This is a genomic window from Methylobacterium sp. Leaf94, from assembly GCF_001426045.1.
Classification (GTDB): Bacteria; Pseudomonadota; Alphaproteobacteria; order Rhizobiales; family Beijerinckiaceae; genus Methylobacterium.
In genome coordinates, this window is record NZ_LMRM01000007.1 from 87946 (window position 1) to 107109 (window position 19164).

Below are 19164 nucleotides of genomic sequence, written 5' to 3' on the forward strand. Positions count from 1 at the left end.
CGCCTTCGATCCCGTACGCCATCGACGCACAGGGGACGGCTGTGACGGCGTAGCGCCTGTGCCGTTCATGCAACAAGACATCACTCCAAGCATCTGCAAAGCAAAATCTCGTAGACTCTAAATACTGATCACGTAAAATATAAACATTGCTGGATTTGCATACAAATTGCGTGCAGATCCAATCAATCAAGATCAAGATCTAACGAAATAATTGGTGCGCCGCCAACGCCGATGCTTTTCGGTGAATGGGTGCGGCTGCCCGCTGCAGATCCGAGAAGGGGATTGATGATGTTGAAGAAGTTCGCGGCCGCGGCAGGAGCGTTCGCCGCAATCACCCTCAGCGCGACCGCCTCGTTCGCGCAATCCACCACCATCCCCGGCGAGCAGGTCGGCCTCGCCGTCGGTGCGCCACTCCCCGAGGGCATCTACGCCATCGACACCTTCATCTACCGCCGGAACGACACCCGGTTCTCGACCGATACCGCGATCAACGTGCCGGTCCTGGTCTGGTCGACAGGCTTCAAGTTGTTTGGCGCCAACGTCGAGCCATTGCTCGCACAGCCCACGGTGTTCGGCTTCCCCAATAATCCGGCTGGCGTGCCGAACCGTGATTTCTCGGTCAACGTCGGAACCCTTGTCGGATCGATCTTCGCATGGGACCTCGGCAACAACTTCGGCGTCAGCTATCTGGCGGCGGTCCATCTGAACGATCTCGACGCCGGTCGAGGCCTGACGCAGTTCTCATCGAACACCTACCGCCAGGGTTTCGCGGCGAGTTACACGGGCGATGGCTGGAACCTTACCGCCAACCTGACCCATAACTTCTACGACTCCCCCGGGCGGTTCGAGGGGCCGGTCGGTCGTGCCATCGGTCCCCTATACCTGGCCGACGCCCTCCTGCTCGACCTCACGGCCACCAAGAAGTTCGGCAAGTTCGAAGTCGGCGCGGTCGCCTACGGGGTGACGGACCTGCCTCTCGGCGGTCGCGACTTCGCGCGGGCCACCGCGCAGGGCTACACGCGCGCAGGACGCTTCGCGGTCGGCGGCCTGGTCGGCTATGATTTCGGACCGTTCACCGCGCAATTGATGGTCGCCCGCGACGTCGCGGTCCGGACCCGCGGCACCGAGTCGACCGACGGCTTCATCCGTCTCATCGCCCCGCTATACAGCGCACCGAAGGCTGCCGAACCGATGCCGGTCAGTCTCGTCCGCAAGTATTGATTCCGGCATTCGCGCCCCCAGTCACCCTCACCTGAGGTAGCGGGGACGTGACCGCAATCGAAGTGAAAATCCTTCCCAAGGACCCCGCTTCGATAGGGGCCGGGTGGTTCAGTCTCAACAGCTACCACCACCCGGTCCCGCCCTCCGCAACGGAGAAGGTCCATGACTTTGCACATGCGGTTGGCAGGTGGCGGTTCGCCCCTCTCGGACGCGTCCAGCTACGTCCTAGGCATGCCGCACCTAAGCCCGAACGGCCTCTCGGAAAATTGGCTTTGGAAAGAGCTCGGGCATCGTCACTGGAACTTGATCGCCAAGGCCTACGGCAGGGCGGCGACCGGGTTCGGTTCCGTGGGCGACCAGCCCATCTACGCCGCGTTCCGAAACATCTCGCTGCATGGTGGCGACCTTGGCGGCGTTCGGGAGAACGACAGCTTGGATGTACGCTCGACGATCACGCACCTCTCGGAGACCCGGGTCGTCAGTCGCCATTTCGCCGCGTGTCGGGACCGGTTGATCGCGGATGTGGAGATGACGTCCGTGTTCGTCAGGCGTCAGGCCGAAGGCGTGAACCGCTCCATCACCCGTGTCAGGATCGAGGGTACCGGAAGCGCGGACCCCTCCCTGGGGACCCTGCCATCGCAGCCAGCGTACCGTTGTCATGAGACGTTGGCCCACGATGTGTGGGTCGATGAGAATGAGTTGGGCACAACACCAATCACGATGTGCCCACATTTGGACTTCAATGGCGCCGGTCTCCTGTATTTCAGCAGCTTCATCGCCGCGGTGGATAGGGCTGAGTGGCGTTTCATCGGCAAACGGTCGGGCCAGTTCTCGACCAAAAAGCGTCACGCGCGGTTCCACGCGAACATCGAGGTAGGTGACGACATCACCGTGCGGATGTTCGCAGCACAGGATGGTGCGGGATGCCGGCATCGTGCGCTTCTGAGCGCCTCGGTGGATGGTAAGCTCTTGGCCGAAGTGGTGACGCACCGCACGATGTCCTGATCTAGCTTCCTACCTACCAACGACAGTTTATTATATGCTCACTTAATCCTACGGCGTGGTGCTGGTAGTTTTCATTCAATCCGCATTCCAAGAAACTTACGCCGTTCAATGGACGTTGATTTCGCTCCCAATGTATTTTGCTTCCATGTTCATCGAGGACCAAGGGGCTGAACGTCCGCTATTGGGAACAATCTGGATCACCTGATTTGGCGAGGTTGGGTCGATAGCCGAATGGCATCTGATTCCAGTTTCGACCGCGGCCGCGTATGCTGCCCAACGGCTCGCTTCAGGTGTCCATGAGTTTGGGACAGGCGTCTCCTTAGGTTGCGAAGCACGTGCTTGACGTCGCCTCGATCCATGTCGGACTGTCCCACCCGGAAGCTTCGCCAGGGTGCGCGGCCAGGGTAGCGCATCCCGGCAATGATCAATCGAGAAATGGCAGATCCCGCTAGCGGAAGGCTCCACGACCTGCTGGGCTACGTCGAGCAAGTCGTCAGGCTCGACGAAAGGGCGGCCATGCGGCTGAGCGAGCATCGGCTCCCGACCGGGCAAGCGTTCATCCTGCACCAACACGAACTCCATGCCCTTCCCGGTGTCAGGCATGACCTCGTCGACGAGGAGGGACCGATCTGGCTTTCGGTCCTGCGGTTGCGGCGAAGCGCGCCGCCGGCTCCGCCTGAGGAGGCTGCGGAATGGCTGGAACTCGCTCCTGATCCGGAACGCCGGCCCCGGCTGCTCCCGTTCCTGATCCGAACCATACCGATGGGCGAGAAGAACGCCCTTGTCTCGGCAGGGTTGGCTCGGGTCGAGGATTGCTCCGAGGCGCCGATTCAGACCGAGAAGGATGTCCATCTCTGGGATGTCCGGCTGCGGATCGAGGACAGGGCCGAGGTTCAGGCTGCGGCGGAGGCCTGGATCACGGAGAGGTGGCTGCCCTGGTCCCTCGCGGAGGGGCCGGTACGTCGTTCGCTGGCCCTGTATCAGCGTCTTTTCGAGGTGGCGCAGTTGTCCGAGCTCGGCGGCGGAGACCGGCCGTTCGAGCTCGTCTGGGGCATGGGCCTGGCGCGATGGAAAAAGGATGATCGTGAGATCGATCTGCCGCTTGTGGAGCGCCTGATCGAGATCGAAGTCGACGATGCCGGAGGGGCCGAAATCCGCATTCGACCGCGCGCCGCCGCCGCCGCCGTGAACCTTCGGGCCTATGAGGACATGGGCGTCGAGGGTGTGATGCTGGCCCACGATGCAGCCCGACGCGCCATCGCCGTTCTCGATCCGGACGAAGGCATCTCGCCCTACCGTCGCGACGATTTCGAGCCGATTCTTCGATCCTGCCAAGCCCGGCTCGACGTCGAGGGCGGGTACCTACCTGACCGACTGACCCTAGCGCCCCACGAACCCGTACCCGGCGCAGGTGAGAACCTCACGGTCTCCGACCGCTGGGTGATCTTCGCCCGCCATAGGTCGGACAGCTTCCTGCTGGCGGACATCGAGAACCTGAAGCGCTCCGTGAAACGTGCCGCGGAGGAACACGATCTCCCGGGTCCGGCACGGACGTTGGTCATGGGGCCTGCGGACAAGCCGTCGGGCGATCTCTGGCGCCCCCTGAGCGACCGGGTGGGTGGGACGGTCGATCACGCACCCGAACCGGTCGGCCCAGCCGAGGGCGGCGACCTGTTCTTCCCCAAGCCGTTCAACGACGAGCAGATGGAGATCGTGCGGCGGCTCGAAGCCACCGACGGGATCGTGGTGCAGGGCCCGCCTGGAACGGGCAAGACCCACACCATCTCGAACATCATCTGCCACTACATGGCGACCGGTCGGCGCGTGCTAGTCGTCTCGCACGGCGAGCCGGCCCTGGCAGTGTTGCGCGACCAATTGCCCGACGGGGTTCGCGACCTCGCCATCAGCATCACCGCGACCGAGCGCGAGGGCTTCAAACAGCTGGAAGCGGCGGTCCGCCTTCTTCAGTCGGTGGTCGAGAGCATCAAGCCATCGGAGCAGTCGCGGTTGATCCGGGACCTCGAAGCGTCGGTGGTGGGGCTTCGGGGCCGGTTGAACGAGGTCGACGCGGAGATCGAGCGGTTTGCGCTCCGCCAGCTCTCCCCGGCATTCGGTCACGAGCGACCTGCCGAGCTTGCGCGGCGGGTCACGCTCTCAGCCGTGAGGCACGATTGGTTCAAGGACCGTCCAAGCGATGCTTCACTCGATGCGATGCCGCGGGACCAGGACTTAGCCGGCCTCCGCTCGGCGCGCCTCGCCCTCGGAGCCCGTCTCGAACACATCGACTGTGTCCTGCCGTCAATTCATGACCTGCCGGACGGCGATGTCATCGCGCGGCTGCACGATGACCTGGTCCGGTCCATGCACTTGGCCGAGGCGGCGGCGAGCGAACCCTCGATCCGGGTGCGGATCATGTCCCCAAAGGACGTCGCCAAGGCACTTGAGGCGGCGTCGGAGCTGGGGTCCCTACGCCGGGCCAAGGACCTGGCGGACGATACACCGTGGCTGCGGGCGCTGGCAGGGGACATCCTCTTCGCGGCCGGCGAGAACCGCATCGTCAACCTCGTAAGACGCTTCGCCGAGGACGCCCGGCCCATCGCCCTGGAACGGGAGCGGTACCTCGGCCTTCCCGTCGAGCTTCCCGAGGCCTTCGAGCCCGCTTCGCTGGAAATCGCCGGCATCGTTCGCCGGCTGGCCGCGGAAGAACCGGTGTTCGGGTTCTTCGCTTTCCGCGAGAAGTCGCTGCGTCCGATCGTCGACGCCATTCGGGTTCAGGGGCGTCCTCCAGCCGGGCCCGGGGATTGGGCGCACGTCCGGGACTATCTGGCGTGGCGGGATGCCGTCGCATCGCTCGCGATCCGCTGGCGGGCGCTGGCCGACGAGATCGGCGCTTCCCCGGTCGCCACGGCCCGCGAACTCGACCAGCTTGTCGGAACGCTCGATGCCATCCTCGAAGGGGCCGAACGCGCGACGCGCATCCTCGGCGAGGCGTTCGCGGATCTCGTCCCGGGCTGCGGGTCCGTTCGCGACCTTTGGCTGGATCGCCGAAGGCTCGACCTTGTCGAGAAGGCTTTCCGGAATGCCGCGGCTGCGGCGCAACTTTCCGCATCGCGCAACGAGATCGATCGGCTTCAGACCCTTTTCCCCGAGACAGCCGGGAAGATCGGCCAGCTCGCCCGCGACGTCCTATCTGAGGCCGTCGGACGCCAGGGCGTGGGGGCAGACCAGATCTCGTCCCTATGGTCCGCCCTGCGTCGCCAGATCGACGACCTGGGTCAGGGCCGGGGCTACTTCGAGGTGGTCCGATCGATCACCGAGGTCATCCGCCTAGGCGGTGCGCCGGTCTGGGCCTCACGCCTTCGCAAGGAACCGGCCCAGGACACGGCAGACCCGCTGCTGCCGGGGGATTGGCGCGAGGCCTGGGAATGGGCGGTGACGGCCGCCTACCTGAGACGGATCGATGACCGGGACAGGCTGAGGACGCTCGCCGACGAGCGCGTCCGGCTCGATGCCGAGGTGCGGAAAACCTTCGAACAGCTCGTCCGCGAGCGGACCTTCTACGAGCTTGGTCGCTCGATGACCGGGACGGTGCGCGCGGCCCTGATGATGTTCGCCACCGCCCTGCGCAAGACCGGCAAGGGCACCGGCAAGGGTGCTGGCCGCCATCGACGCGACGCTCGTTTGGCCATGGCGCAGTGCTACGCCGCGATACCGTGCTGGATCATGCCGGCGTGGCGTGTCGCCGAGCAGTTGCCCGGCGAGGTCGGCTCGTTCGACCTGGTGATCATGGACGAGGCCTCACAGTCGGACATACGCGAACTCCCCGCGCTGCTACGTGGCAGGAAGATCCTCGTGGTCGGCGACGACAAGCAGGTGAGCCCGTCCGCCGCCTTCATCGAGAACGCCAAGATCGACCGCCTGGAACACGGGTTCCTCAAGGGCCAGCCCTTCAGGACCCTGCTTCTGCCGGGGGCATCGCTCTACGACCTGGCAAAGGTCATGTTCCCGGACAAGCTCGTCATGCTGAGGGAGCATTTCCGCTGCGTCGAGCCGATCATCCGGTTCTCCATGGAGTTCTATCCCGAACCCCTGGTGCCCCTACGCGTGCCGACCGCGCACGAGCGGCTCGATCCTCCGCTCATCGACATCTACGTCCCGGACGGTCGCCGTAAGGGCGACAAGCAGAACCCCCGCGAGGCCGAGGTGATCGTCGCGGAGATCCGCAAGCTCGTCGACGATCCGGGCCTTGCTCGCATCGAGGCGCCGGACCGTTGGCGAACGATCGGCGTCGTATCCCTTATCGGATCAAAGCAGGCCGCCCTCATCAACAAGATGCTCCTGGAAGAACTTGGCGAGGATCTCGTAAGACGCCACCGCATCGCCTGCGGCGACAGCGCCACGTTTCAAGGAAACGAGCGCGACGTGGTCTTCCTGTCGATGATCGCCGATCCTGACAGTAAGCAATCCCAGACCGCCACTCAGTTCGAGCAGCGCTTCAACGTGGCAATGTCCCGGGCCCGGGATCGGTTGGTGCTGGTGCGATCCGTACGGGAGGACGAGCTCAAGCCGAACGACCTCAAGGCGCGCGTGATACGGCACTTTCGCGAACCGATGGCCGGTGCCGAGGCCCGGACCGGCGATTTGGAGGCACTCTGCGATTCCGATTTCGAGCGGGACGTCCTCCGACGTCTCGTCGGGCGTGGCTACCGGGTTCTCCCGCAGGTCGGCGCGCTGGGCTATCGGATCGATCTCGTCGTCGAGGGCGCGAACGGGCGCCGCCTCGCGGTCGAATGCGACGGTGACAGGTACCACGGGCCAGAGCGTTGGGCGGACGACATGCGTCGGCAGCGCATCCTGGAGCGTGTCGGGTGGCGCTTCTGGAGATGCTGGTCGTCGAGCTTCATTCTCGACCCGGACGGCTGTATGCTTGACCTGTTCGAGACGCTCGAACGAGCTGGTATTGAACCCGGCGGCGCCGCCGAACTCCAGTCCGGCTACACCTTGCACCGAACGGCAGCCCGGTCGGGGGATACAGTGGGCAGACTGCATGACATCTTGCCTAACGACAGCGCCACCGAATCCTTCGCGGATCATGATCTGCAGGTGGGGTCTGGAAAACTGAAGGACGATCACCCGGCCGGAGGGGTCAAGGCGGGGGATCGCGTCGTTTTACGCTATCTCGACGACAACAAGACCGTGACCTTCACGCTGGCTCATGGGCGCCACGACGACGCGAATGGCCGCCTTCCGGTGAACTCCCCGTTGGGGTCGAAGCTGCTTGGGGTTTCGGAGGAAGACGAGATCGAGTTCGATGCGGGCGGCCGCATGAGGCGCGTACTCGTGCTAAGGAGAGAGCGACCCCAGGCGCCTCATTGATCGCATGCCGCTGCTGGCGGTTGAGCTTGACGGGTCGGTACCAATCGTTGATCGTCCGCGAAGGGTTGTCAACGGTCTGGCTGCTTTCAATGGCATGCTATCCTTAAGCAGACATAGGTCCAAGCGTCAGTTGCCAGACAACTGGCTCAGCTGCTCTCGTCGATAAGGCAGCACCTCTTCGGCGCTATAGGCGACCACCACACGGTATCCGATGCCCTGCAGCGCCTCGTCTGCCATGGCGGCCGCCTCGCGGCTGTCGTCGACCACCAGGATCAGCGACGTCGCCGTCGAGGCGTCGAAGGTCTTGACCCGGTATCTCGGCGCATCCGGGGGGCGGTCTCCACGCTCGTCCCGTTGCAGGTCCCGCGGGAGGATCATGCTGACCGTGGTGCCACGGCCGACTGCGCTCTCGATCTCCAGCCGACCGCCGGACTGCTGTACGAAGCCGTGCGCCATCGCTAATCCGAGGCCGGTCCCTTCGCCGTTCGCCTTGGTGGTGAAAAACGGCTCGACGGCCCGCGCCTGGATATGAGGCGGCATCCCCACCCCCCTCGTCGGACACGCTCAGCAGGACGTAGTCGCCCGGCTCCAGGTGCTTGGCGGCGGCGCTCTCGTCGAGGTGGATCTCGCGGGTCGTGACCGTGACCGCCCCACCGTTGGGCGAGGCGTCCCGTGGGTTCACGATAACGTCGAGAAGGGCCATTTCCAGGTGGATCGGGTCGACCTTCACCGTCGTGAGTGAAGTTGCTGCCCAGACCCGAGGCGATGCGGGGCACGAGTTCGGTGAGGGCTCCGCGGGGGTCCTCCTGCGACAGAAGCAAGACCGCGCCCTCCGGCGCACGTGCGGCGAGCCTTTCGACCGCGTCCGCGACAGCCGCACTCCCCGCCGGCATGGAACGTCCCTGCAGCTTCCGGTAGATGGCGCCCAGGAAGCCCCACGCGTCGTCGTCCGCGAAGGTCGTAGACGCGCGGTTCGCCGCCTCCACCAGTGACGGTTCGATGGCCTCAACCGCGTGGGCGTCGCGGACCCTGCCGGAATTGACGATGTCCAGCAGGCCGAGGGCGGCCGTCGGCGTGTTGTGGATCTTGGTGGCCAGCTCGCCCCATAGCAACGCGATCCGCAGGGCCGCCGCGTCGTCCTGATTGGCGTCGTTCCCGCCCACCAATCCGGTCTCGGGGACGGTCAGGAGGCGCGGGTGGGGCTGGTCGAAGACCCGGGCCACGATCGCGCCCGTCCAACGGTGCCGGGCGTCCTGCACCGAGCGGCCGTCCACCCGGCGCCCGTTCCAGTCGGAGAACCTCGACCTTGCGTCCTTTGGGGCGAAGACGAGGTCGAAGTCGCGGCCTCCGACCTTGCGCGGGGACCGCGCGAACGTCGACACGGCGAACCTTCGCCTCAGGGAGGGCCAGAGGGCGGTTAGCAGGCGCGTCGCGACGAGCTCGGGTTCCAGCGCGTCCAGCATGACGACGGGCCGCACGTCCTCCAGGAACAGCGCTTCCAGGAGTTCGCTGCCGTTGAACGGCGGCGCCGGCGGCAGCGGCTCGGTGCCCGTGTCTCGGACGACGACTTGCGTGGCGTCACGGGGCTCGGGAAGCCTGTCCAGCCGCAACTGGTCGGGGTAGGCGGACAGGCCATCGGCCTCGACCCATTCGTCCATGGGAATGACGAGGCTGAGGGTCCGGACGCATCCCGCCCGTGCGACTGTCAGGTCCTGCCAAGTTCGTGCAAGCACGTAGCGTTTTCCGCCCGGCAGCGGGTAAGCCGTCAGGTACGGCTCGAACCGCTCCCGCGGTCGCAAGGGTCCCGCGACGTCGGATAATTGGTTGACTACCGACTGTTCCGCCTTCGGGAGAGGCATGGACGCCGCCAGGAGCTGGTGCCCCTGCTGGTACCCATGGAGCTGGCGCTCGACGGCTGACATGGTCAAACGCCGACGGCCCATGCGATGGGCCACGTCAGATCGGGGTCCCGGCGCCAGATACCTTCGTCCTCGACCGCCACCCACCCGCGGCCGTCGAGTCCGTTCTCCTGGACGTCGTCGCGGCAGGACTCGTCCGCCTTGAGTGAGAGGGAGGGCGCATGCTGCAGCTCCATAAAAGATATCCGCAACCTCAACGCCGCCGGCATCAGCAAGATTGAGTTAGAACTAAAGTTGCAAACCGAAACACACACGGCCCTTCGCGAAGGCGGAGACGTCGAAGTCGATTTCGATTATCAGGCCGTTCATGAGGGCCGGATCGCGGGGTCCCGTGCACCCGGCAACACACGCCAATCGGTTCGACCCGTCAGACGAGTGCTTTTTGGGACGAGCCGTCCTCCCCCCGTTACCTCGATGTTGTGAATCGAAAAACGTGCAGTCGGAGGGGCCCTCAGGGATCGAGCCCGAGACGGGCTGCGAGGGCCGCCGCGACGGCCTCGCGACGGTAGACGACCGTCGGCTTTCCGGCGGCGATCGCCCGCTCCGTGCGGTCCCTCAGCGCCTCGGCCGCCGCCCACAGGATCGCCTCTGCATCGAGGGGCGTAGCGAGCCGGTACCCCTGCGGCGCGCGCGCGATGACCTGCGCCAGCGCATCGGCGATCGCGCGATCGAGGACCGCCGGATCCGGGCGACCGGCCTGAGCGCGGCGGGCGCGCGTCTCGGCCTGCGCGACGCGGTTGGCCTCGCGCTCGCGGGCGGCAGCGGATGTCGGGCGGGATGCGCTCATGAAGGGATGATGCCGCCCGGGCACGCAAGGCACCATGACGTGTCAGGCGTCTCGGCACGCCGTGCGCACGAGGCCGTGCCGAATCGTGCTGAGAGGGCAAGGCACAACCCCTGGAAGGGTTCGTTCACCAGAAAATGTGGACGGCCTCGAACCCGGATTGACGGGGATTCCAGCCCAGGTGCCTACTGATTCTCGCAGTGAGATCGCCCAGCCAGGAGAGATGCCATGACGCACGAGACACGTTCCTTCGGCATCGACTCCGGGATCCGCGTCGCGCAGGGCCTCGCCCTCGGGCAGAACCTGCTCGGCGGCATCTGCGACGGGCTCGCCGAGGTCTCGCGCCTGCGGGCCGCCGAGGAGCTGTCGGCCGTCGACGCCCTGTCGGGTGAGGTCCTCCGTCTCCGCGAGCTCCTCGCCGGGGCGCAGGCCGAGGCCTCCCGGGCCCGCGCCGAGGCCGCCACGCTCGGGGCCGCCCTCGACGCCACGACGGCCCGCGCCCGCCGGGCTGAGGCCGGCCTGCGCACGTTGACCGCCGCCGTCGCTGCCGGCCGCGTCCGCCGGGCATGAAAAAAGCCCGCCGGGGGGACCGGCGGGCTGATGGTCGAGACGCCCTGACGCGTCAGGATCGGGCGGTCTTGGCCGGGGCGTAGCAGTCCTCGATCGTCAGACCCTCGGCGGCGAGCCAGTCCTCCAGGTCCGGGTAGACCTCCTCGTCGTCGTTGGCCGGCGCGGGCGCCGCCACGCGAGGGGCCGGCGGCACGAATCCCGGCGGCTGCGGGCAGGCCCCGAGCAGATCGTCGAGGCGGTCAGACTGCCCGGTGACGTGCTCCTCGATCATCGCAGCCGGGACGGCGTGGATGGCCGAGATCTGCTGCTCCGTCCGGCCAGCGAGCCAAGCCGCGATGCGGCCCGGCAGGGGATCGAGGGCAGCCGCACCGTGGGGGACGCGCTTGAGCGTCAGGCGGATCGCATGCTCGCGGACGAGGGCCCCGAGGGGAGCATCCTCATCCGGATCGGGCTCGACCGGCAGGGGGGCCGAGAGCGTGGCGGCCGCCGTCGCGCCGGCGGCGCTGACAGGGCCGCCGCGGGACAACCCGAAGATCGCCGCGATGAAAGCCAAGATGGCTTCGAGGATGCGCTGGAAGAGGTTCATCGTGACTGCCTAAGTTGAACTTAGTCGGTTGATCGGTGAGGGATCTTCAGGCCGCGGACAGCAACCCACCAGCGGCGGCGGTGGGCCGGCGCTTCCGGTTCCCCGCGTGCTCGAACAGGCGCCGCTGCAGCTCGTTGGGGAGCTGGCGCCGGTAGATCCGGACGACCGCCAGGGCATGAGCCGTCTCGCCCTGATCGAGTTCCGGCCGCTCTGCGAGCCGGTGCCCTATCCCCGTATGGGCTTTGGACCACCCCGCATCGTTGGCCTCCGAGGCCCAGTCCGCGTCGAGGCCGGATAGGAGCCGGCAGGCCTCGTGGGCCGCCCTGCGCACGTCCTCGTCAGCGGCGCGCTCATACCAGGCGGCCGGCGGCGTTGCTCCGATTTTGGCGTCGGCCCGGGCGGCGACGCCGTCCGCGTTGGCCAGCAGCCTCTGCGCGCACGAGAGCCCGTAGCCCGTCCACTCCGGCATGTGCGCGAGTTCCACCGCCTCGGCCGCCGCGGCCCCGAAGGCCCACGGGCGCGCGGTGACCTCATCACGGAGGCGGGCGCGAATCGGTCCCGCGATCCGCTCGACGCGCTCGATGTCGGCGAGCCTGCTGGCCTCCTCCCGGGCGGCCGCGCGCGCATCATAAGCGAGGCGCTCGGCATGGGCCGCGGCGATCGCGGCCTCGACGGCGGCGCGCACCGGCGGGACGTCCGCGTCGTCGGCGCCGATCAGCCACCAGCAGGGTGCGAGGCCATGCGTGTCGCCCTTGTCCGTCCACGAGAACCCGAGGCTCTCCATGACCGGCTTCGCCGCCTTCCAGGCGTCCGAGTAGCCGTAGGGCACCTCGTCGAGGACGTAGAGCTCCAGCGTGTGGCCGAAGCGGGTGCGCTGGCCAACGCGCCGCCAGGGCGGGCCGAAATCCAGCGGGGGGGTCAACAGGCGCGCCATTTGGGGCTCCTCAGAAAAATGTGTGCGATGCCATTTTGCCCCTTGCGATTCTGAAAAGTCAACGTCACCTTGCCTACCAGGTGTCTTCGGAGGCAGTTTGTTTGCCTTCAAAGAAAACCGGTTCAGCATGAGGCCCCCCGTGTCCCGTCCTCTCCCCCCTGAAACCCTCGACCGGATGAAAGCCGCCTGGCTCGCCGGCACGACCGCCGAGGCCATCGCCGCCGACGTTGCCGCCGAGGGCCACCTCATGACCGCCTCGGCCGTCATCGGCCGCATGAGGCGCGCCGGCCTGACGTTCATGGGCCCCCGCTCGAACTGGCGCGCGCCGATCAAGCCCCGGGTCCGGAAGCCGCGTCCGAAGAAGGCGGCCGCCCCCGTCGTCGTGAAGGCCCCGCCGCCGCCGCCGGCCCCGCGGCCCACGCCCCGACCGCAGGCCTGCGACGTCGTCCTCCCGGAGAGCCGCCGCGTGGCGATCTGGGACGTCCGCGATGGCCAGTGCCGGTGGATCGCCGGGGACCCGCGCCGGGACTCGACGGCCTGCGGGCACACCACGGCGGCGGGCTCGCCCTACTGCCCGGCGCACCGGCTGATCGGGACCGAGGCTCTGCGGTCGCGGACCGCCGCCTACACCCCGCTGAGGAGGGCTGCCTAATGTACTGGGACCCTCCCAAAGCTGCGATCCTGATCACTCCCAGGTTCGAAGGAAGCTTCGACCTCGCTCTGGAGGATGGGAACGGCCCGGGCACTCCCCACGATCTGGCGCACTACTGCTGGCGGATCCTCTGGGCCTATGGAGTCCATGGCGACTGCGAGCCGCTGAAGGTCGCCGACGTAGATCTGCTAGTTCTCCGGATGACGGACCTGTACGTCATCCAGGGTAAGGGGCGGACACACCGCACGCACGTCCTGCAGCGCTGGCTCGACGCCGGTCACCTCGTCCACCTCGGTATCCGATTCGGGATATTGGCGGAGGAGGCCGGGCCCGACGGGCGCCGGCAGTGGCGGCTCCTGACGCACGAACCGGCGTGGATCCACGAGGACGGTCCGGACGGGGAGAGGGTCGCCATCCAGGTGCGTGGCCTACCGCCGGCGGAGCAGGCCGCTCGCCTGGAGTTGGAGGCGGAACGCGCGGTCGCCGAGGAGATCGCCGCCGCGGCCCGGTCGGCGCGGCCCCGCGATAGGATAGCTCGCGAGTACCGCAGGCTCGACGCTGTCGCGGGGCCGCTCCTGACCCGCATCGTCGAGCACCATCCCCAGGCTCGGGTCGGTCACGCGATGATGCGGATCGCCGGTACGATGCTGCCCGGCGCCTTCCGCGGCGAGCCGCTCTCCGCGGTCCTCCCCACGCTTTCGTCCCTGCACCGGGACAAAGGTTTCGACGTGGGCCAGTGCATCGAGTGGAGCGGGCACCTCCACCGCGTCGCCGATCGGGCGGCGGATCTGGGCCTGCGCGAGCATGCTGATCCCGCCGCTGTCCCCGAGTCGGACGCCGATGCGCTGGGGAGCCTCGCATGGTGAGGCGCCGGATCCTCCCGGGCACGCGCCTGCAGCAGAGGCACGCGCAGGCGCGCAGCCTGCTCGCGCGCGCCGCCGCCCCCGTGCTCGTCGTCAACCACGTCGTCGTGCCCGAGAGCCTGCTCGCCCGCCAGCTCGATGCCCATGCAGACGTCGTGCGCGAGGTCCTCGCCGAGCTGGCGGAGGACGGCAGCCCGGAGAGCGTCCGCCTATGCGCCGAGCTCGTCGGAGCGCTTGCGACCTTCGAGGCCCGCGCCGAGGCCGCGCGTTTGGGGAGGACCTGACGATGGCGGTCATCCCTTTCCCCAAGCCGTGCCGCCCCATCCCGGTCCACGTCCCCGAGCTTAGGCTCACGTTCGAGATGTACGGACATAACGGCCACATTCGCGACCGCTGCGTGATGGTGAAGGGGATCATCCGTGTCGCCTGTCCGCCCTTCGCTCTGCACGACTGCAAGAAGGCGGGTGTGCGCATCGATCCCAAGGACGAGTTCCTCGGGCAGATCGTGAGTGTGACGGACGGTCGTGGCCTGTTGTTCCGGCGGACGAACGCGGATCCGAGCGTCACGTCCGAATACCTGCCTTGCGAACCCGGGGATCGCTACGTGCTCATCCGGTTCCGGGACCCCGACGGCCGGGGCCACGTCTTCGGCCATCGCGTCGCCGGCGAGTCCGATGCTGACGTCCATGAGGCGATCGCGATCCTCTACCGCAGGCACAGGCGCGAGCGCCCGTACAACCCGCTTGACAAGTGGTAACCATGTCCATACATTGATGGACATGGGCAGGCTTTGCAGGCCCATAGTTCGCACAGGGAAACCGCGATCATGAAAACCGTCGTCATCGACACCCTCGACACCTCCACCGCCGTCTCGCGCATCGAGCGCGCCTCCAACATGTCCCGCCTCGTCGACGCCTACGACGCGGCGGTCGGCGGCAGCGACGTGTCGGTGCACCGCTGGCAGGGGCGCTGGCAGGTCTGGCACGGCGAGTACGCGGGATTCTGCGGCTCCTTCTCCCAGGTCCGCACGCACCTCGCCCGTGCCGCCGAGGAGACCTTGGACCGCCAGATCGACGAGGCCGCACCCGCCATGGTGGCCCAGCAGGCGCAGCTCCAGCAGGCCTGCGCGGCGAGCTTCCCCGCCGGCCCGTTCGACGCGCTCGCGCTCAAGGCCGGGTACACGGGCACCGACCTCACCATCACCGCCGCCTCGACGCTCTATGCGGTGCACGGTCCCGACGGGATCGATCCGGAGGCCATCGTCGAGATGAGCGACCTCACGTGGCTCCGGTTGCTGCTGCGCGAGTGTGGTCACCAGCGCGTCTTCGAGGCACTCGTCGGGGACAGCGGGGATCCGGATGCGGTGAGCCTGAACCTCTCGCACTGCGAGGATCTCTACCGCCGCCTGGCTCAGCTCGTCGGGCACCGGCTCGACATCCACCCTTACGAGAGCCCGCACCTGGCCAATCCGGTCGGGGGCGAGCCGGCCCCAGACGAAGAGATGCCCTTCTAGGCCCCTGGGATCGAGGTCCGATCATGACCGCGACCATCGCCCCGCTGCCCCCGCATCTGGATCCCGAGCGCCTCGCCGCCGAGCACGCCGCCTACGTCGAGGCGATGCTGGCCGAGCTGCTTGCGGAACCCATCGTCGACCGGGAGCCCTCGGTCGACACCCCGAGGACCGACTGATGACGATCTCCCCCGAGACCCTGGCCGAGGCCTGCGAGCTCCTCCTCGGCCCCGAGTGGAAGCGGCCGACGGCGAAGCTGCTTGGCCCCCACCACCCGGACGGCGCGCGCGAATCCCTCGATCCGCGCCTCCCGTTCCGGTGGGCCTCGGGCGAGCGCGCGGTCCCGGACTGGGTCCCGCCGGTCCTGTCGCACCTGCTCTCCGAGCGGGCCGAGACACTCGCTGCGGACGCCAAGCGCGCCCGGGCCTTGTGCAGGCTCCTGAAGAGGAAGTGACCATGGCCACGTCCGCAAAGTCCAAGCGGGACTACATCGTCTCGATCTGGGGGGAGGCACACCAAGTCAGCGCCGGCTCCCGCTCCGGAGCCCGGTATGCAAGCTTCCGGGCTTTCCGGGAGGCTGGCTACAACGAGGACCTGCTCTGGTTCGCGCAGAACACCCGGATCGTCCTCTGCAAGGTCGTGGGGGAGTGAGCATGGAACCCGCCCACGCCGCCTTCCTTGACGCCTGGAGGGCGCAGGATTTCCACGTCCCCCGGGGGCCCTGGCCGCGCCCGGCGCCCCCGAAACCCCTCCTGTCGTCCCCCGTCCAGCTGTCGCTTTTCGACATGGACGACGAGCCGGCTGCTCCGCCCGCCGCGCCCCAGCCGCCCAGTGCGCTCCTGACCGCCATCATCGACGCCGCGGGCGTCGGGCGCCGGCGGCCCCGGGACATCGCGACCGTCGAGGCTGCGATCAACGCGAGCATCCCGGCCGACGTGCCCACGTTCGTCGATGAGATCCTGTCGGTCCGCCGGGATGGCGAGGACCTCATCGCCCGCGTGCGTGTGTTCGACGGCGGCCTCGTCCTGCTGACGGTCATCGGCGGGCCCGAGCCGTCCGTGCGCGAGTGGGAGGCCGAGGGCGATCAGCGCGCGTTCCACTACGCTGCCGGCGCGTGGGCCCGATTCGACGAGGCGGTGACGCCCGCGCCGGCCGAGGTCCCGGCGCCCCGCCGGCCGTCTCCCGAGGACGTCGCCTACGTCGAGCGCGCGATCCTCGACATCCTGCCGAAGGGGTGGCCGAGCTACGCCACGGAAGTGCTGAGCGTCCGCGAGGTCAAGAGGACCGGTGATTTCGGCGATGTCTACACAGGGCGCGCCACCGTCGCGACCCTGCGCTTATTCGACGGAGAGGTCGGCGAGTTGACGCTCGCCGGGAGCCCGGGGGCACACGGCTACTCGTGGAAGGTCGGCAAGGTGGACAAGCGGCCATTCCAATTCGATGAGGCAGCTTGGGCCTGGGGCCGCGTCGACGAGCCGGACGGCTGAGGGCCATCTTCCCGTACGGTGGTCCCTATTTGGGACAGCCCGCAACCAACTGAAATCCTTGCAAGATTTCGGTGTTCCAAATCGGGATACCCGATCGGGAAGATCCTCACGCGGCGAGGTCGACGGCTTTGTCCCCCGCCTCGGCCGCAGCCTTCTCCGCGGCCTTCTTCGCGGCCGTCTTGGCCTTCCCGTCCTGCTCTCGGGCCCGGCGCCGGGCGGCGATCTGTGCCGCGAGCTCGGGCAGGGGCGGGAATCCCGCGGCCGCCGCCGCGGCCTGCTCCTCGCACCACGAGAGCCAGCGCGCCATGACCGGCTGCTTCTCGTCCAGGCGGTCGTCCACGGTGTAGTGCCCCTCCAGGACGTCGTCGGATGCGATGCCCTCGGAATGGTCCATGACGAGCTTCACATCCTTTCGGGATGTCTTGAGTATCTTCTGGCTGTGCGTCGAGAACCCGCGCCGGATGTCGTGCGGGCTCGCCTTCAATCCCATGTCGAGTAGGCGGTGGTTCAACGCGGCTTCGTTCATGTGCCCGGCAACGGCATCGCCGAGCTTCCACGGGCGGATCTGCGGGAACAAGTGCTCGCGCCCGGCGTCCGTGCACGCCTTCAGCTGCGGCACGATCCGGGCCCACAGGGCAGGGGGGAGCGGCAGGGCGTGGCGGCTCTGGTCGTCCCGCTTGTCGGCGGTCTTCCGGTGGGCGGGCCCCATCGACCACACGCCCCAGCCGGCCTCCTCCGCCCACGGGACGAAATCCTCCACCCTCGCATCGACGATCGGGCGTCGGCGCTGGGCCGTCAGGACGAGAAGCTCCAGGGCGAGGGACACAGTCGGGTCGATGACGCCGGAGCGAGCGACGGCGAGGACGGTGCCGATCTCGGCCGGCGTCGCGACGTAGCGGCCGGCGACCTTGCCGTTCGCCCTGACCTTCCTTGCCTTAGACTTGGGAGGTGCCGAGAGCTTCGCCATGTCCGTGCCGATTCCCTCGATGCCGAGGCCGCTGCGTGTCCGGACGTGGGCCTGCCACAGCCAGCGCCACATCGGCCGAAGGGCGCTCGCGAGGTTCACCGCGTGGGTCTCGCGCCCGGATCCGTGGACAGCGGCGACGATGCCGGCGAGGTCCTCCAGGCTGATGCGGCGGACCTTACGCCCGGCGAGGACGCCGAGCTCGGGGAGGGTGAGCTTGGCACGGTAGTCCTTCCACGTCGCCTCGCGCAGCGTGCGTTGCACCTCGGCGAGGTAGGCTTCTCGGGCCTGCTCCCACTTCCAGAACGGCATGTCGCCGGCGAGCTCCATCATCTCGGCGACCTGCACCGGATCCCGCGGCTGACGCGGGGGCCGCGGCGGCAGCTTCCCGAGGCGGATGAACTGGTCCTCCAAGAACCTGTCGCCGGGCTCGTCGGTCCTGTTGGCGATGTGGCGCTGCGCCTCGGCCACGATGCTACGGGCCTCGTCGAGCGTCAGGCCGGGCGGGGATCCGAGCGTCAGGCGGAACGTCGTCCGCTGCCTGATGATCTTGAACGCCCAGCGCGCGCCGCGCGGCCCGACGCGGAGGAGCAGGCCGGGCTGCTGGGAGTCGATAAGGTCGTACGCTCGCGCGCCGTTGGCGACGTCCTTGAGCGCCTTGTCGACATGGGTCTTGGAGAGGCGTACGGCCATCGGAGCAACTCGGGCTGCTCTCGGGCTGCGGAGCCCGAGATCCTCACTCCGCTGTACGGCAGGGCGCGTGACCGATCCGTTAAGGCAATTCCCTGGACTTGCAGGCATTTATGCGATCCCACCCGGGCTTGTTCCGGGCTCAAACTCGGGCTGCGGGGGTGGAACAATAGAAATCATAATCCTTGTGTCGGGGGTTCAAATCCCTCCCTCGCTACCAACGAATTCAATGACTTAGCAGCAAATTCCGTAACCAGAGCTGCTCAAATTTACGCTGGGTCGCAATTGGGTCTCTAGCCCGTGCGGCCCAGTCGCGTTTTTTACACCTTCATAACGGTTCCAATCCGTTCCTTCGGGAAGCCGACTCGGGCTCCGACCGCTCAATCATACCTTCCTGCGAATCACGACATTTATGGCAAGCAGGCTTCTAGGGTCTGTCATCGCTTGAGCCAATCGAGGGCCGCGGCAAGACAGAGGACGCCCATGAGGCTGACGGTCGTCTTCTCGTAGCGTGTGGCGATGGCGCGCCACTCCTTGAGCCTGGCCCAGAGGCGCTCGACCTGGTTGCGGTTGTTGTAGATCCAGTCCGGGCAGGCGACGGGT

The 19164-nt window shown here is 67.4% G+C and carries 21 protein-coding genes; 13 read left to right on the forward strand and 8 right to left on the reverse strand.

Features of this window, described 5'->3' with window-relative positions; translation table 11 throughout:
* Positions 1–288: 288 nt before the first annotated feature.
* The 3 genes from ASG63_RS05965 to ASG63_RS05975 all read left to right on the forward strand — a co-directional run bounded on the left by ASG63_RS05965 (position 289) and on the right by ASG63_RS05975 (position 7602).
* Positions 289–1221: a transporter gene (locus ASG63_RS05965; protein WP_056213113.1), complete on the forward strand. Its 933-nt coding sequence runs from the start codon at positions 289–291 to the stop codon at positions 1219–1221.
* A gap of 162 nt (positions 1222–1383) precedes the next feature.
* Positions 1384–2226: a Pnap_2097 family protein gene (locus ASG63_RS05970; RefSeq protein WP_056213060.1), complete on the forward strand. Its 843-nt coding sequence runs from the start codon at positions 1384–1386 to the stop codon at positions 2224–2226.
* A 435-nt stretch (positions 2227–2661) separates the two neighbouring features.
* The gene (locus tag ASG63_RS05975) at positions 2662–7602 is read left to right on the forward strand and encodes an AAA domain-containing protein (protein WP_244479822.1); all 4941 of its coding nucleotides are present in this window, start codon (positions 2662–2664) and stop codon (positions 7600–7602) included.
* Between the two features lie 126 nt (positions 7603–7728).
* On the opposite strand, the gene ASG63_RS26790 is transcribed toward ASG63_RS05975, so the two are convergent.
* From ASG63_RS26790 to ASG63_RS05990, 4 genes are all read right to left on the reverse strand, one after another.
* A complete protein-coding gene (locus ASG63_RS26790) occupies positions 7729–8142 on the reverse strand; it encodes an ATP-binding protein (protein WP_082559194.1) in 414 nt (137 codons plus the stop codon).
* On the reverse strand, positions 8061–9545 hold the full coding sequence (locus tag ASG63_RS26795) for a GAP1-N1 domain-containing protein (RefSeq protein WP_338011810.1): 1485 nt from the start codon (positions 9543–9545) through the stop codon (positions 8061–8063). The genes ASG63_RS26790 and ASG63_RS26795 overlap by 82 nt, the downstream gene beginning before the upstream one ends.
* Positions 9527–9697 carry a hypothetical protein gene (locus tag ASG63_RS25015; protein WP_156394084.1) on the reverse strand — a complete coding sequence of 57 codons (171 nt, stop codon included), beginning with the start codon at positions 9695–9697 and terminating at the stop codon, positions 9527–9529. Before ASG63_RS25015 ends, ASG63_RS26795 begins: the two co-directional genes overlap by 19 nt.
* A 275-nt stretch (positions 9698–9972) precedes the next feature.
* Positions 9973–10308, reverse strand: a complete 336-nt coding sequence (locus tag ASG63_RS05990; RefSeq protein WP_156394085.1) for a hypothetical protein — start codon at positions 10306–10308, stop codon at positions 9973–9975.
* Positions 10309–10533: 225 nt separating this feature from the next.
* On the opposite strand from ASG63_RS05990, the gene ASG63_RS05995 reads away from it, so the two are divergent.
* Positions 10534–10875 (forward strand): hypothetical protein, encoded by a 342-nt coding sequence (locus ASG63_RS05995; protein WP_056213071.1) that lies wholly within the window; start codon positions 10534–10536, stop codon positions 10873–10875.
* A gap of 52 nt (positions 10876–10927) precedes the next feature.
* On the opposite strand, the gene ASG63_RS06000 is transcribed toward ASG63_RS05995, so the two are convergent.
* A complete protein-coding gene (locus ASG63_RS06000; protein WP_056213073.1) occupies positions 10928–11461 on the reverse strand; it encodes a hypothetical protein in 534 nt (177 codons plus the stop codon).
* A 46-nt stretch (positions 11462–11507) separates the two neighbouring features.
* The gene (locus tag ASG63_RS06005; RefSeq protein WP_056213076.1) at positions 11508–12395 is read right to left on the reverse strand and encodes a hypothetical protein; all 888 of its coding nucleotides are present in this window, start codon (positions 12393–12395) and stop codon (positions 11508–11510) included.
* A 139-nt stretch (positions 12396–12534) separates the two neighbouring features.
* Here ASG63_RS06005 and ASG63_RS06010 point away from each other — a divergent pair, with 139 nt between their 5' ends.
* The 9 genes from ASG63_RS06010 to ASG63_RS06045 all read left to right on the forward strand — a co-directional run bounded on the left by ASG63_RS06010 (position 12535) and on the right by ASG63_RS06045 (position 16907).
* Entirely contained in the window at positions 12535–13047 is a 513-nt protein-coding gene (locus tag ASG63_RS06010; RefSeq protein WP_162248637.1) for a GcrA family cell cycle regulator, read from the forward strand.
* Positions 13047–13913: a hypothetical protein gene (locus ASG63_RS06015; protein ID WP_056213080.1), complete on the forward strand. Its 867-nt coding sequence runs from the start codon at positions 13047–13049 to the stop codon at positions 13911–13913. Before ASG63_RS06010 ends, ASG63_RS06015 begins: the two co-directional genes overlap by 1 nt.
* Entirely contained in the window at positions 13907–14194 is a 288-nt protein-coding gene (locus ASG63_RS06020) for a hypothetical protein (RefSeq protein ID WP_056213082.1), read from the forward strand. Before ASG63_RS06015 ends, ASG63_RS06020 begins: the two co-directional genes overlap by 7 nt.
* Positions 14195–14196: 2 nt before the next feature.
* Entirely contained in the window at positions 14197–14667 is a 471-nt protein-coding gene (locus ASG63_RS06025; RefSeq protein WP_056213085.1) for a hypothetical protein, read from the forward strand.
* 69 nt (positions 14668–14736) lie between these two features.
* Positions 14737–15423 carry a hypothetical protein gene (locus ASG63_RS06030; RefSeq protein WP_056213087.1) on the forward strand — a complete coding sequence of 229 codons (687 nt, stop codon included), beginning with the start codon at positions 14737–14739 and terminating at the stop codon, positions 15421–15423.
* A gap of 23 nt (positions 15424–15446) precedes the next feature.
* Positions 15447–15599: a hypothetical protein gene (locus ASG63_RS25020; RefSeq protein WP_156394086.1), complete on the forward strand. Its 153-nt coding sequence runs from the start codon at positions 15447–15449 to the stop codon at positions 15597–15599.
* Positions 15599–15874 carry a hypothetical protein gene (locus ASG63_RS06035; protein WP_244479823.1) on the forward strand — a complete coding sequence of 92 codons (276 nt, stop codon included), beginning with the start codon at positions 15599–15601 and terminating at the stop codon, positions 15872–15874. Before ASG63_RS25020 ends, ASG63_RS06035 begins: the two co-directional genes overlap by 1 nt.
* 2 nt (positions 15875–15876) lie before the next feature.
* Complete coding sequence (locus ASG63_RS06040; RefSeq protein ID WP_056213088.1) at positions 15877–16071, forward strand: hypothetical protein; 195 nt, start codon at positions 15877–15879, stop codon at positions 16069–16071.
* Between the two features lie 2 nt (positions 16072–16073).
* Positions 16074–16907 (forward strand): hypothetical protein, encoded by an 834-nt coding sequence (locus tag ASG63_RS06045; RefSeq protein WP_056213089.1) that lies wholly within the window; start codon positions 16074–16076, stop codon positions 16905–16907.
* A 106-nt stretch (positions 16908–17013) separates the two neighbouring features.
* On the opposite strand, the gene ASG63_RS06050 is transcribed toward ASG63_RS06045, so the two are convergent.
* Both ASG63_RS06050 and ASG63_RS06055 read right to left on the reverse strand, forming a co-directional pair.
* Positions 17014–18564 (reverse strand): tyrosine-type recombinase/integrase, encoded by a 1551-nt coding sequence (locus ASG63_RS06050; RefSeq protein WP_244479824.1) that lies wholly within the window; start codon positions 18562–18564, stop codon positions 17014–17016.
* 434 nt (positions 18565–18998) lie between these two features.
* A partial coding sequence (locus ASG63_RS06055) for a transposase (protein WP_156394087.1) occupies positions 18999–19164 on the reverse strand: 166 nt, incomplete at its 5' end.

Excerpts from the sequence above, each read along its gene's own strand:
- ASG63_RS05975 (WP_244479822.1), top strand. The coding sequence starts at position 2,662 with ATGGCAGATCCCGCTAGCGGAAGGCTCCACGACCTGCTGGGCTACGTC.
- ASG63_RS06020 (WP_056213082.1), top strand. The coding sequence starts at position 13,907 with ATGGTGAGGCGCCGGATCCTCCCGGGCACGCGCCTGCAGCAGAGGCAC.
- ASG63_RS06005 (WP_056213076.1), bottom strand. The coding sequence starts at position 12,395 with ATGGCGCGCCTGTTGACCCCCCCGCTGGATTTCGGCCCGCCCTGGCGG.
- ASG63_RS05990 (WP_156394085.1), bottom strand. The coding sequence starts at position 10,308 with ATGAGCGCATCCCGCCCGACATCCGCTGCCGCCCGCGAGCGCGAGGCC.
- ASG63_RS06050 (WP_244479824.1), bottom strand. The coding sequence starts at position 18,564 with ATGGCCGTACGCCTCTCCAAGACCCATGTCGACAAGGCGCTCAAGGAC.
- ASG63_RS06045 (WP_056213089.1), top strand. The coding sequence starts at position 16,074 with ATGGAACCCGCCCACGCCGCCTTCCTTGACGCCTGGAGGGCGCAGGAT.
- ASG63_RS05970 (WP_056213060.1), top strand. The coding sequence starts at position 1,384 with ATGACTTTGCACATGCGGTTGGCAGGTGGCGGTTCGCCCCTCTCGGAC.
- ASG63_RS25015 (WP_156394084.1), bottom strand. The coding sequence starts at position 9,697 with ATGGAGCTGCAGCATGCGCCCTCCCTCTCACTCAAGGCGGACGAGTCC.
- ASG63_RS06040 (WP_056213088.1), top strand. The coding sequence starts at position 15,877 with ATGGCCACGTCCGCAAAGTCCAAGCGGGACTACATCGTCTCGATCTGG.
- ASG63_RS06000 (WP_056213073.1), bottom strand. The coding sequence starts at position 11,461 with ATGAACCTCTTCCAGCGCATCCTCGAAGCCATCTTGGCTTTCATCGCG.
- ASG63_RS05965 (WP_056213113.1), top strand. The coding sequence starts at position 289 with ATGTTGAAGAAGTTCGCGGCCGCGGCAGGAGCGTTCGCCGCAATCACC.
- ASG63_RS06035 (WP_244479823.1), top strand. The coding sequence starts at position 15,599 with ATGACGATCTCCCCCGAGACCCTGGCCGAGGCCTGCGAGCTCCTCCTC.
- ASG63_RS05995 (WP_056213071.1), top strand. The coding sequence starts at position 10,534 with ATGACGCACGAGACACGTTCCTTCGGCATCGACTCCGGGATCCGCGTC.
- ASG63_RS25020 (WP_156394086.1), top strand. The coding sequence starts at position 15,447 with ATGACCGCGACCATCGCCCCGCTGCCCCCGCATCTGGATCCCGAGCGC.
- ASG63_RS06025 (WP_056213085.1), top strand. The coding sequence starts at position 14,197 with ATGGCGGTCATCCCTTTCCCCAAGCCGTGCCGCCCCATCCCGGTCCAC.
- ASG63_RS06030 (WP_056213087.1), top strand. The coding sequence starts at position 14,737 with ATGAAAACCGTCGTCATCGACACCCTCGACACCTCCACCGCCGTCTCG.
- ASG63_RS06015 (WP_056213080.1), top strand. The coding sequence starts at position 13,047 with ATGTACTGGGACCCTCCCAAAGCTGCGATCCTGATCACTCCCAGGTTC.
- ASG63_RS26795 (WP_338011810.1), bottom strand. The coding sequence starts at position 9,545 with ATGGGCCGTCGGCGTTTGACCATGTCAGCCGTCGAGCGCCAGCTCCAT.
- ASG63_RS26790 (WP_082559194.1), bottom strand. The coding sequence starts at position 8,142 with ATGCCGCCTCATATCCAGGCGCGGGCCGTCGAGCCGTTTTTCACCACC.